Source organism: Corallococcus sicarius, from assembly GCF_003611735.1.
GTDB lineage: Bacteria > Myxococcota > Myxococcia > Myxococcales > Myxococcaceae > Corallococcus > Corallococcus sicarius.
This window is the reverse complement of sequence record NZ_RAWG01000316.1, coordinates 1-11,308: the sequence shown is the minus strand read 5'-3', so window position 1 is coordinate 11,308 and position 11,308 is coordinate 1. Positions and strand designations below refer to the sequence as shown.

General features: G+C 72.1%; 10 protein-coding genes. 5 read left to right on the top strand and 5 right to left on the bottom strand.

The window, feature by feature from the left end:
- The coding region (locus D7X12_RS33720) for a glycosyltransferase (protein WP_147443882.1) at nucleotides 1-992 on the bottom strand (992 nt) is incomplete at its 3' end.
- A 316-nt stretch (nucleotides 993-1,308) separates the two neighbouring features.
- Between D7X12_RS33720 and D7X12_RS33715 the strand changes: the two genes are divergently transcribed.
- Nucleotides 1,309-2,208: an alpha/beta hydrolase gene (locus tag D7X12_RS33715; protein ID WP_208719449.1), complete on the top strand. Its 900-nt coding sequence runs from the start codon at nucleotides 1,309-1,311 to the stop codon at nucleotides 2,206-2,208.
- Nucleotides 2,209-2,218: 10 nt separating this feature from the next.
- Here D7X12_RS33715 and D7X12_RS33710 read toward each other — a convergent pair whose 3' ends face one another.
- Nucleotides 2,219-2,980, bottom strand: a complete 762-nt coding sequence (locus D7X12_RS33710) for an arginyltransferase (RefSeq protein ID WP_120629321.1) — start codon at nucleotides 2,978-2,980, stop codon at nucleotides 2,219-2,221.
- Between the two features lie 177 nt (nucleotides 2,981-3,157).
- On the opposite strand from D7X12_RS33710, the gene D7X12_RS43145 reads away from it, so the two are divergent.
- The 3 genes from D7X12_RS43145 to D7X12_RS33700 all read left to right on the top strand — a co-directional run bounded on the left by D7X12_RS43145 (nucleotide 3,158) and on the right by D7X12_RS33700 (nucleotide 5,861).
- On the top strand, nucleotides 3,158-3,334 hold the full coding sequence (locus tag D7X12_RS43145) for a hypothetical protein (RefSeq protein ID WP_158620175.1): 177 nt from the start codon (nucleotides 3,158-3,160) through the stop codon (nucleotides 3,332-3,334).
- A gap of 206 nt (nucleotides 3,335-3,540) precedes the next feature.
- Nucleotides 3,541-4,401 carry a glycosyltransferase family 2 protein gene (locus D7X12_RS33705; RefSeq protein WP_208719447.1) on the top strand — a complete coding sequence of 287 codons (861 nt, stop codon included), beginning with the start codon at nucleotides 3,541-3,543 and terminating at the stop codon, nucleotides 4,399-4,401.
- Between the two features lie 14 nt (nucleotides 4,402-4,415).
- Entirely contained in the window at nucleotides 4,416-5,861 is a 1,446-nt protein-coding gene (locus tag D7X12_RS33700) for a type III PLP-dependent enzyme domain-containing protein (protein ID WP_120629319.1), read from the top strand.
- Here D7X12_RS33700 and D7X12_RS33695 read toward each other — a convergent pair.
- Both D7X12_RS33695 and D7X12_RS33690 read right to left on the bottom strand, forming a co-directional pair.
- Nucleotides 5,858-7,180 carry a carboxylate--amine ligase gene (locus D7X12_RS33695; protein ID WP_208719445.1) on the bottom strand — a complete coding sequence of 441 codons (1,323 nt, stop codon included), beginning with the start codon at nucleotides 7,178-7,180 and terminating at the stop codon, nucleotides 5,858-5,860. The genes D7X12_RS33700 and D7X12_RS33695 overlap by 4 nt on opposite strands.
- Before the next feature lie 238 nt (nucleotides 7,181-7,418).
- Nucleotides 7,419-8,237, bottom strand: coding sequence for a methylase (locus tag D7X12_RS33690; protein WP_120629322.1), 819 nt, complete (start codon nucleotides 8,235-8,237; stop codon nucleotides 7,419-7,421).
- Between the two features lie 331 nt (nucleotides 8,238-8,568).
- Between D7X12_RS33690 and D7X12_RS33685 the strand changes: the two genes are divergently transcribed.
- Entirely contained in the window at nucleotides 8,569-9,615 is a 1,047-nt protein-coding gene (locus D7X12_RS33685; RefSeq protein WP_120629318.1) for a hypothetical protein, read from the top strand.
- Here D7X12_RS33685 and D7X12_RS33680 read toward each other — a convergent pair.
- Nucleotides 9,552-11,150, bottom strand: coding sequence for an MBL fold metallo-hydrolase (locus D7X12_RS33680; RefSeq protein WP_120629317.1), 1,599 nt, complete (start codon nucleotides 11,148-11,150; stop codon nucleotides 9,552-9,554). The genes D7X12_RS33685 and D7X12_RS33680 overlap by 64 nt on opposite strands.
- Nucleotides 11,151-11,308 lie beyond the last annotated feature (158 nt).

The following is an 11,308-nucleotide window of genomic DNA, read 5'->3' as shown; positions in this document are numbered from 1 at the left end:
CCCATGGGCACCAGCACCCCCGCCCGCCCCCCGTCCAGCGCCTCGGAGGGGCCGGAGGGGCAGTCCGTGCTGACGATGGGGCACCCCAGCGCGAGCGCCTCCAGGAGCACCATGGGCAGCCCCTCGAAGCGCGAGGAGAGGGCGAACGCGGTGGCCCGCCCCATCAGCGCATGCGGGTTGTCCGCGAAGCCAGGCATGAACACCGAAGCCTCCACGCCCGCTTCGCGCGCCAGCGCCTTGAGCTCCGACTCCAGCGACCCCACGCCCAGGATGAGCAGGTGCGTGTCCTGCCCGGCCGCCTGCATCCGGGCATGCGCGCGGATGAGCATGTCGAAGGACTTCTGCGCCTCCAGCCGCCCCACGGCGATGACCACCGGCTTCTGGAACACCGGCACCGCCCACGCGGGCAGGGGCGCTCCGGCCGCGGCGCGGACCCGTCCAGCGTCCACGAAGTTGGGGATGACCTCCAGCCGCTCCGCATCCACGTTCACCAGCTCCGCGAACGCCTTCGCGGAGTCGGAGCCGCACGCCACGATGCGGTCCATGCCCGGGTACAGCAGCCGCAGGCCCCAGAGCTGCCGGCGCGGCTGCTCGCGGTGGAAGGCCCCCCAGTCGAAGTGCACCATCCCCAGCACCGGCTTGCCCAGCATCGCCCCGGCCATCCGCGCCAGCAGGGCCGCCCGCCCCTCCTGCCCCGACACGATGATGTCCGCCTTGCGCGCCTCGCGGAACAGCCGCCAGAGCATGCGCGGCAGCTCCCAGCGCCGGTAGGCTTCCACGCCCACGCCCCAGGAGATGGGCACGTCCGCGGGGATGCGGTCCCGCGTGTCAGGAGGCGGCGGCCCGTGGTGGAAGAACAACGAAGGGTCGAAGCGCTCGCGGTCCAGGCCCGCCAACACGTTGCACACCGAGCGCTCGATGCCTCCCGTCCCCATGAAGACGAGCGTGAACAACACACGTCGTCGCGCGGGCGCCGGTACCGAGGCCGTCATGTCTGGCTGCGCCCGCAGGTTCACTGTTCGAGGGTCCCGGAAGGAAACGTTTTTCTCATTCTCCCGCACGACGCGAACGTCCGGCGGGCCCACCCCTGGAGCTGCCGGTGGCTCAATAGCTCACGCCCCTGGCGATAGGTAGCGAAGGCGACAGGCCGCGCCACGCAGGAGACAATTGCAGGGCGTCGTGCGTCTGGATCCTCCTCGCCTGGCATGGCCCCGCGGAGACACGATTGAAACACCCGCACGGCGTCCTGACGGGCAGGCTCGCCGCGCCGGGAGCCGGACAGCGGGTATAGGCTCACAAACCATCCTCGTGAAGAAACCCATCCAGCTCCGTCCTGTCCGCCTCGTCGTGCTCGCCCTGCTGGGCGTCCTCGCGGTGGCCGCCGTCATCGCGTACCGCAACGTCCGGACCGCACGCGCCATGTTGCACCCCACGCGCCAGTCGGTGACGCCGCCCGGGGACGGGGCGCTCGCGACGCGCACGGACGTGGTGCTGCGCACGCGCGACGGCCTGACGCTGAAGGGCTGGTACGTGCCTTCGCGCAACCGCGCGGCGGTGGTGGTGCTGCACGGCTTCGCGGAGAACCGCTCGCAGATGCTCTTCGAGGCGGAGGCGCTGTCGCGCGCGGGCTACGGCGTGCTGCTCTTCGATTCGCGTGGCCACGGCGAGAGCGACGGCGACCTGGTGACGTGGGGCGACCGCGAGCGCGAGGACCTGCGCGCGGCGGTGGACTTCGTGTCGGGGCGCGCGGACGTGGAGCCGTCCCGGGTGGGAGTGCTGGGCTTCTCCATGGGCGGCACCACCGCGCTGCTGGGGGCGCTGGGGGATCCGCGCCTCAAGGCGGTGGCCGCCGCGGGCGCGTACCCGTCGCTGGAGGCGGACACGCGCTACAGCTACGGCAGGTGGGGCCCCCTGAGCGTGCAGCCGGTGCTTTGGACGATGCGCCTGTCCGGCGTGGACGTGGACGCGGTGGACCCCATGGCGCACCTGTGCGACCTGAAGGGCCGGCCGCTCTTGCTGATCAACGGCGATGTCGACCCCTACGCGCCTGCGTTCCTCCAGGACGCACTGTTCCACGCCGCGTGCGAACCCAAGTCGTACTGGGTGGTGCCCGGCGCGCACCATGGCGAGTACGCGAAGAAGGCCCCGGCGGAGTACGAGCGCCACCTGCGTGACTTCTTCGACGCGGCGTTGCTCGGCGGCTCCTGACGCGCGGGACTCAGGGCGTGTCGGGCGACTCCGGCGCGGGCCGCCAGCGGGGCAGCTCGTCCAGCGCGGGCCGTCCTTCCAACAGCTCGTGCGGGCGGAAGCCGGCCTTGTAGCGGAGTGAATCGCACGCGAGCACGCGGTAGCCCAGGTACACGTACGGGATGCCACGCTCGCGCGCCAGCTCCACCTGGAACAGCACGCTCGCCTTGCCCAGCGACAGCCGCGCGCAGGCGGGGTCGTAGAAGAAGTACACCGCGCTCCACGCCTGGGGCATCTCGTCGCAGATGCCCAGGCCCACGAGCTTCGGGCCCGCCGCCGGGTCGCTGTCGTCGTACCAGGCCACCTCGCGCGCGGAGGGGTGCGGGAAGGCGAACTGGAGCGAGTACTCGCGCGCGCCCAGCTCCGACGCGTCCCACTCGCGCGTCGTCTCCCGGTCCGCATGCCAGGCGCGGTAGAGCGCCAGCCGCTCCTCGTCCACGCGCGGCGGCCCCACCTCCACGCGCAGGTGCGCGCACGCCGCGCGGGCCCGGCGCTGGCTGCGGTTGGGCTGGAAGCCCTCCACCGGCACGCGCAGCGACACGCACTCGTGGCACGACGCGCACGCAGGCCGGAAGTACTGCGGCCCGAAGCGGCGCCAGCCGCGCACGAGCAGGTGCTCGTACTCCTGGGGCGACACGTTGCGCATCACCAGCGTCTCCAGGGACGCCTCCCGCCCCGGCAGGTAGCTGCACGGACGCGGTGACTCGATTTCATGTGCCAGCAGGACGGCCATCGGTGTTCCTTTCCTGTCGGCCCGGGGGCCTCGCGTCAAGCGATGCCTGCCTGCCCGGCGACCCACCCTCCGTCGGAAACGACCCGCCTGCCTGGGCCGTTACGTAGGGGTTGGGTGGCACAACGACTGCAGGAACCCCAGGTGACGCCGTACCGGTTGCGGAGAGGACGAACGCACATGGCCCGCGAAGAACTGCACCCCGGATGGCTGCCCCAGGATCCCGCCGAAGAGGCGGAAGTCCCCGCCCACGCGGACGCCTTCTCCGAGGAGGACGCCCCGCAGCCCTTCATGGCTTCGGTGGGCGACCTGCCGGACGAAGAGGACCCGTTCGAGTGCGCCATCGCCAGCTTTTGACGCAGCGCGAATCCGGCGGGCAGGCAGCCACGGTGTGGCAACCCTGTCACGCCCCAGGCTGAAAAACCTGCGGGGCCCGGCTCGCACCGGGCGGTAGGAACTTCCAAGAAATCGCGAGGCAGGTCCCCGAGCGGCGCAGAGGCCACCGGCGCGGCCGCCGTCGTGCCGGCTTCTCAGCCGTGGGGCGCCACCGGTATAAGTCCCGAATGTCCCAGATTGACGTCTCCGTGGTGATGCCGACGTACAAGCGCGAGAAGGAAGTGGTGGAGGCCATCCACTCCGCGCTGCGTCAGGAAGGCGTCCAGGTGGAGGTGCTGGTCCTGGACGACACGGCCGAGGGCACCGCGCGGCAGGCGGTGCAGGGCATTGGCGATGCGCGGGTGCGCTACTTCAAGCAGGAGGTGCCGTCGCGCGGCCGGCCCGCGCTGGTGCGCAACCACGGGGCCACGCTGGCCAGGGGCCGCTACCTGCACTTCCTGGATGACGACGACCTGCTCGCGGAGGGCGCGCTGAAGGCGATGGTGTCCGCCCTGGACGCGCGGCCGGACGCGGGCGTCGCGGTGGGCTGGGTGGTGCCCTTCAGCGAGGACCCCGAGTGGCTGGAGGACAAGAGCAGCTACTTCGAGCGGGTCGCGAAGGTGGGGGCCACCACGCCCAACAGCGCGTGGACGGTGGCGCACATCCTCTTCCTGGGCACGCTGTACGTGAACTCCGCGTGCATGGTGCGCCGGGACTACTTCCAGCCGCTGGGCGGGTTCGATCCGAACATCCCCGTCTACGAGGACGTGGACTTCTACATGCGCGGCATCCGCCGCTACGGCCACGTCTACGTCAACCGCCCCATCCTCAACTACCGGGTGGGCAAGCCGTCGCTGATGCACGACCTGGGCAAGAAGGGCGAGAAGGTGGAGAAGTCCGTGGCGGAGTCCAATGCCATCATCCACAACAAGTACCGGCGCGAGCACGGAGAGCTGGAGTACCGCCTGCTGCAGCTCGCCACGCGCGCGCTGAAGAAGCGCTTCGGGTTGACGCGCTATCTCCCCCTCAAGCTGCCTCGCGCCTCGTGAAAGGGCTGTCCCCCGTGAGCCTGCGTCGTCGTCTCGTTGGAACCGCCAAGCGGCAGTTGAAGCAGACCCTGGGGCCCGTGGTGCAGCGCGCGATGGCCCCCGCGCGCGCCTTCCTCCCCCCGGAGACGTGGAGCCTGGAGTCCCGGGCCGGCCAGGGGCTGCTGCTGGAGGGCGTGTCGCTGTCCCAGCTCGTGCAGGAGTACGGCTCGCCGCTGCATGTGGTGCACCTGGCCGCGCTGAACCGCAACGCGGACGCCTTCCAGGCGGTGCCCCCAGGCGCCGCGGGCGGCTGCGAGGTGTACTACTCCTACAAGACGAACCCCGTGCCCGGCGTGCTGTCCGCGCTGCACGCGCGCGGGGTGGGCGCGGAGGTCATCTCCGCGTACGAGCTGTGGCTCGCGCTCAAGCTGGGCGTGGCGCCGGAGCGCATCGTCTACAACGGCCCGGTGAAGTCGGACGCGTCCATCCGCGAGTCCATCACGCGGGGCATCGGCCTCCTGGCGGCGAACCACGTCGAGGAGCTGGATGTTTTTGCGCGGCACGCGCAGGAATTGCGCAAGCGCCCGCGCGTCGCGGTGCGGGTGACGACGGCGCAGGGCTGGACGTCGCAGTTCGGCACGCCCATCACGGGCGGCATGGCGCTGGCGGCGTACCGCAAGGCGCTGGCCCTGGGCACGCTGGACGTGGTGGGGCTGCACGCACACCGGGGCGAGCTCATCCGCACGGAGGCGGAGCTGACGGGCTTCGTCGGCTCGGTGCTGGACTTCGCGGACGAGCTGCACCGGGAGCTGGGGCTGGACCTGGAGGTGCTGGACCTGGGCGGCAGCCTCTGCACTCCGACGGTGGAGCACATCGAGCAGAGGGACTGGCGGCTCAACCTCACCTTCCAGCGCGACCTGCCGGCGCCGGACTTCACGGCGGCGCTCTCCATCGAGCGCTATGTGGCGAAGGTGGTGGCCCAGGTGGAGGCGCACTACGCGAAGCAGGGCCGCGCGCGCCCGCGCATCTTCCTGGAGCCGGGCCGGGCGATGACGGGCAACACGCAGCTCCTGCTGGGCCGGGTGCACGCGCTGAAGGACGGCGGCGAGCGCACCTGGGCGGTGCTCGACATGGGCATCAACCATGCGGAGTGCGTGCGCAACGAGTACCACCAGCTCTTCCACGTCGAGCGGCCGGACGCGCCCTCGCACCGGGCCTACACGGTGGTGGGCCCCATCTGCACCCCGGGCGACACGCTGTACCACGCGGTGCGGCTGCCGGAGCTGAAGGTGGGCGACACGCTGGCCATCATGGACGCGGGCGCGTACTTCGTGCCCTTCGGCACGTCCTTCTCCTTCCCGCAGCCGGCCATCGTCGGCGTGGAGGGCGGCAAGGTGCGCGTGCTGCGCCGGGCGGAGACGAACGAGGACCTGGTCACCTTCGACGACCCGGTCCCCGCCCCGTCCCGAGCGGCCCGCTAGCTGCGGTTGAACACCATCATCCGCAGGAAGGCGCGGGGGTGGCGCGCGGACCCGTAGGCGATGGTGGCCAGCTCCACCGCCGCGGGCACCATGTCGTCCCCGTCGATGAGCGGATCCACCGCCTTCTCGCGGTGGACGTTGAGCCACTGGCGCCACTGCCGGGCCTCCTGGGCTGGCAGCGCCCCGGACAGCCGCTGGAGGTTGAGCAGCATCTCCAGCGCGATGCGGTTGCAGAACACCTCTTCGTCATGCTGCGCGCTGACGGCCTTCGCTTGCGCCACCTCGCGCTCGAGCGCGACCCGGTTGCCCGTGGCGGCGTGGTACGCGAGCAGCGGCAGGGGCAACCCGCGCGCGACGTCGAAGCCCATCTGCCCGTAGAAGCGCGGGTTGAAGTCGATGAGGAGGTAGGAGTCCTTCGTCTGGATGAACTCCACCTCGAAGACGCCGTGGTAGCCCAGCCGCTTGCACAGCCGCGTCAGACCCGCCACGAGCTCCGGGTGCAGTGGGGCGGGCTCGAAGCAGACGCCCACGCCCAGCTTGCGCGGGCGCTGGAGCACCTTCATGGAGGCACGCGCCTCGAAGAGCTCCCCCGTCTCGTCCACGAAGCCGGAGAGGCTGTAGATGCCCTCGGCTGCCTCGGGGTGGAACTCCTGCACCATGGGGTTCACCACGGCGGGGTCGAACTTCACGAGCATGGGCGCGTACGTGTCGCGGGCGAACTCGCGGTACTCGCGCGCCAGTTCGTCCGGTGACGCCACCGGCTGCCCCTTGCGGTGGGTGGCGTGGAGGATCTGCGTCGTGGGCTTGAGCAGCACCGGGAAGCTCGCCTCGCGGCGCACCTGCTCCAGGTCCGCCTCGGACTGGGGGAACCAGGTGCGCGGCAGGTGCAGACCCACCTCGGTGCCCACCTCGTGGAGGCGGCGCTTGTTGAGCAGCCCGTACACCGCGTCCACGCCCGGGTCGTAGAGGTGGAAGAGGTCCTGCAACTTGGCGCGGTGCGCGGAGATGAGCCACGCCAGCTCGTCGCTCGTCGGGTAGAGCACGTGCTTGACGGGCTCGCGCAGGCCGAAGTCCACCAGCCACTGCAGGAAGGCCTCCGGCTGGGACTCCGGCGGGCACTGCACGCGGCGGCTGACGAAGCGCGAGTAGCTGGCCGGGCCCAACCGGCCCGTGTCCGCCACCGTCACGTCCACGCCATGGCGGCCCAGACAGCGCGCCGCGGCCAGGGTGCCGTAGAAGTTGGCGGAGAACAGCAACGCAGGGGGGCGGGCCGCGAGGACTGCCGCGGGGGCCTTGTCGGCGAAGGCCGCCTGTTCCATCTCATGCTCCAGATTCGCGGGGTCGGCCTCACGGCGGGTCGCTGTGAGGAACGACGGGATTGTCTTGGGCAGCGCTGCGCAAGGTGCTTGCCGCAGGTGCCTGTTCTTGTCGAGCCGTCTGCCTTCCGGAAGTCCGGGGGGCTCCCGGAAGGCAATTCCCGACAGAATACCTTTTCCCGCTGCGCTTGGGACGGGCTGCCTTGACGATTGCTCCTCCAAGCAGGGAGTGACCTGCCCCTCAGGGCGGAATCCCCCCGGGGGGGCTCCAGCAGAGGAAGCCGTGGGTGGCCAGCCAGACGTCCTGGGCAATCCCTGGCATCGTCGCCGCGAGGCGCGGGATGGACTCCGCGAAGGCGTCCGGGGGCAATGTATGTCCGGCAGCCCTGGCAGCCTTCCACGCGGCCTCCCAGGCCTGGAAGAAGGCGTGCACGGGCTCGCCAGGGCGGACGCGGCGGCGCAGGTCACGGGGCAGCCAGTCGCGCAGCAACAGGGGCGCGAAGCCCCGGGAGAAGTCGGTGTGGAACAGCAGGCGCTCACGCACGGGGGTGTCGCCGTCCGGGGTGCGCCGCAGCAGGTGGGCCACCAGCACCGCGCCATCCGTGTCGGAGCTGCCCTCCACGAGCAGCCCGCCGGGCAGCAGGTGCCGCGCCATCGCGCGGTGGGCCTCCGGGATGCGCTCCGGCGGGCCCTGGCGCAGCAGGTTCATGGCGCGCACCAGACGGGCGGGCTCGTCCGGGGCCAGGGGCAGCGCGAAGCCACCCTCGCGGAAGTGGGTGCGCGCGTCCGCGTGGGTGCTCGCGGCGGCCCGGGCGCGTTCGGCCTCCAGCTCCACGCCCACGACGGACAGCTCCGGGCTCAGTGAGCGGAAGGCGGTGGCGCTCTCCAACGTGGTCCACGGGTGTTCACCGAAGCCCACGTCCACGAAGACGGCGCGGGCCCAGGCCCCTTCCACGCGGGTGAGGAGCGCGGACTCGAACTGGCACAGGTACGCGTCCAGCGCGCGCAGGCGTCCGCGAGCGGTCCTGCCCCGGGTGCGGGTATCCAGCTCACCAGCCATGCCCACGACATGGGCGCTCCGGCCCCGGGAGGTCAAGCCCTCTTGTGGCGCGGCCCGGGCTGGAGCGCTGGAAGTCATTGCCTGACGCGTCCGCAACCCGGCAGGTCACAGCCGTTGCCGCGGGCGCGCGGACCACCGGGGAGCGCCCTCCGCGCTGGGGAGCAACGGGGCCATGTGTGGGATTGGCACCGTCAATCGCGCTTCCGCAACCTGTTCAGCGCCGACAGCGACGACTGCCGAGCCACCGCCCTGCCGCCGGGAGCCCGGGCCCCTGGGGAGTGACGCGGTGAGATTTTCGTCCCGCCCGCGGGGCACCTAGAGTCGGGAGCCCGTGAGCCCTCCGTCCGCATCCTGTCCCCGCTGTGGCGCCCTTCGCGTGGAGGGGCCCGAGTGCCCGGCGTGCGGCGTCATCTACCTGCGAGCCGAGGCCCGCGCCGCCGCCCGTCAGGCCGGGGAGCGGCAGCTCGCGGAGCGCAACGCCGTCCTTCACCAGGCCGAGGACCAGCGGCTCGCGCTGCGCGAGGCCCTGGAGGCGCACGCGGCGCCCACGTTCGTTCCGCCCCTCGTGGAGGCGATGCCGGAGCGCGTGTCGCCAGACCTGACCTTCGACGACAGCGACGCGGCGGAGGAGACCTTCGAGGCGAAGCTGCGCGTGTGCGTGCTGCCCACGGCGCTCTTCATCGCCTGGCTCGCGGTCCGCTCGCCGGGCTTCCACGCCCTGTCCCGCATCTTCCTCACCATGCCAGTGCACGAGCTGGGACACGCCGTCAGCGCGTGGTTCTGCGGCTTCAGCGCCACGCCCTCGCTGTGGGTCACTTCCGTCTCCGACGAGCGCTCGCCCTTCATGGTGGTGCTGGTGGCGGGCCTGTTGGGGACGCTCGTCCACCAGGGCTGGAAGCGGCGCCGGTGGGCGTGGATGGCCGTGGGCACGGTGCTGCTCGCGGTGCAGGCGGTGGGCACGCTGGCACTGGACCCGGAGCAGGCCCGGATGATGTTCACCTTCGGCGGCGACGCGGGGAAGATGGTGCTGGGCGCGGCGCTGATGACCACGTTCTACGTGCCCCCGGACCACTACCTGCGCAAGCACGCACTGCGCTGGGGCTTCGTCGTCATTGGCGCGGCGGCGTTCATGGACGGCTTCGAGCTGTGGTGGGCCGCGCGCACCGACGTGGACCGCATCCCCTTCGGCCTCATCGAGGGCGTGGGCCTGAGCGACGCGAGCCGGCTGGTGGAGACCTACGGCTGGAACGTGAGCCGCGTCATCCACCGCTACGTGATGGTGGGCGTGAGCTGCCTCGTCGCGCTGGGCGCGCTCTACCTGGGCGCCCTCTGGCGGGTCCGCGACGCGCTGCGCGGCGGCGGTGCGGGCGCGGCCTGACGCCAGTCGCCAAAGGGCCACTCGAAGCCCGGCATGCGCAACACTTCCGGCGCCCGGGCCCCCCGCCAGCGCAGGGCCTCTCCGGGCCGCAACAGGAGCGCCTTCGGTCCCTCGCCCCGCGCCTTTCGCACCTCCGCCAGCCGCTCCGGATAGGGATCCGCGTCGGGGTTCTCATCGAGGGAGCTTGCGCCCGTGACGGGTTCGCCCGGGTAGCCGGCGTAGCGCGGGCCCATGCCCTCGCGCCAGTACCAGGGCGCGCCGCCGTCCGCGCACGGCACGACGTAGCGCGCCCCCAGCAACGCGCCGTAGCGCAGGGCCTCCTCCGGGCCCGCCATCAGCCGCTGCGGCGTGGTGAGCGTGTCGCGCGGCACGTTGACGAGGAAGGCATCCAGTGTGGTGAAGCCGAAGAAGATGGGCGGCAGCCGGAAGCCGCGCACGCCGCAGAAGAGCACGTCCACCGGGCCCTGCTGCTTGTGCACCCGGCGGCACACCGCGTCCATGTCCCCGCGCACGTCATGGCCCGCGTCCGCGAAGAAGGCGGCGGAGAAGTCCGGCGAGCGCACGAGCCAGGTGTTGCCCTCGTTGAAGAGGCCCGGATGCGGCCCCTCGCCGTCAGTGGGCTGCTCGCCGTGGAAGGGCAACGCGTGCACCGTCACGTCCCCCACCTGCCGGGTGTCACCCCAGCGCAGGGGCTCCACGCGCGTGAAGCCCAGCTGCGTGAGCCGCAGCGCGCAGTCCGTGGAGAAGAGGCTCTCGCGCGCGACTGTCGGCACGAAGATGCGCGTGTCGCGGGGCAGCGGCAGCAGCGAGCCCAGGTGGAAGTGGTCCCCGTGGGAGTGGGTGATGACCACCGCGTCCACCCGCCCCAGGTCGCCCGCCTGCAGCGGCGCGTAGCCGGGCAGGTCCGCGTCCCCGGCGGGGCGGAAGTACGGGTCCACCAGCACGCGCCCTTCCCTGCCCGCCACCAGCACCGTGTTGTGGCCCACGAAGAGGGCCCCGGGACCGGGCACCTCCAGCGGCCCCACGTGCCGCACGAGCCAGCCCGCCTGGGACAGGTCGCCCAGCAGCTCCCCCACGACCGGCACGGTGGACATGCTCCGCAGCTCCTCGCGCGTCGCGCCCCGGGCGAGCGCGGCGAACAGGTCGGCCACCGCGGGCCAGTCCTTCGCGCGCACCGGCACGTCCAGGCCCAGTGACTCCTGGCGCAGGTGCAGCACGCGGGGGCGGTGGCGCAGCGGATCCGGGAAGAGGACGTCCTCGCGCAGCACGCGCCGTCCCATGCGCCGCTTCGTGCCCACGCACAGCGCGGCGTACCGGGGCGTGTCCTCCAGCCAGCGCACCAGCGCGTGCGCTTCCCGCAGCGCGCCCTCGCGCCCCAGCGCGGCGATGTGGCGCTTGAGCGGAAGCTGGGCCCGACGCACCGGACGCGCGGTGGGTCCCTGGATGCTGCACCCCAGGTCCTCGTGGTGGTCGGCCTCCGTGCGGGCGGAGGCGAGGACGGCCAGGCTGACGCCGCGGTGCAGGGTGAGTCGCATGCACCGCGACGTCGCATGCCTCACCGCCCTGCGCAAGCGGCGCCGGGACCTCCTGGGCCACGCGGCGGAGTCAGCGACGGGCCGCCGGGTCGCCCGCATCCGGTGAAGGGCCTGAAGTTGTGGCTCGCCGGGGAACGCCGCTACCCTCCCCCGCACCC

Bases quoted from the DNA above. Each gene is read 5' to 3' on its own strand.
- D7X12_RS33680 (WP_120629317.1), bottom strand. From the start codon at position 11,150: ATGCGACTCACCCTGCACCGCGGCGTCAGCCTGGCCGTCCTCGCCTCC.
- D7X12_RS33690 (WP_120629322.1), bottom strand. From the start codon at position 8,237: ATGGCTGGTGAGCTGGATACCCGCACCCGGGGCAGGACCGCTCGCGGA.
- D7X12_RS33705 (WP_208719447.1), top strand. From the start codon at position 3,541: ATGTCCCAGATTGACGTCTCCGTGGTGATGCCGACGTACAAGCGCGAG.
- D7X12_RS33710 (WP_120629321.1), bottom strand. From the start codon at position 2,980: ATGGCCGTCCTGCTGGCACATGAAATCGAGTCACCGCGTCCGTGCAGC.
- D7X12_RS43145 (WP_158620175.1), top strand. From the start codon at position 3,158: ATGGCCCGCGAAGAACTGCACCCCGGATGGCTGCCCCAGGATCCCGCC.
- D7X12_RS33695 (WP_208719445.1), bottom strand. From the start codon at position 7,180: ATGGAACAGGCGGCCTTCGCCGACAAGGCCCCCGCGGCAGTCCTCGCG.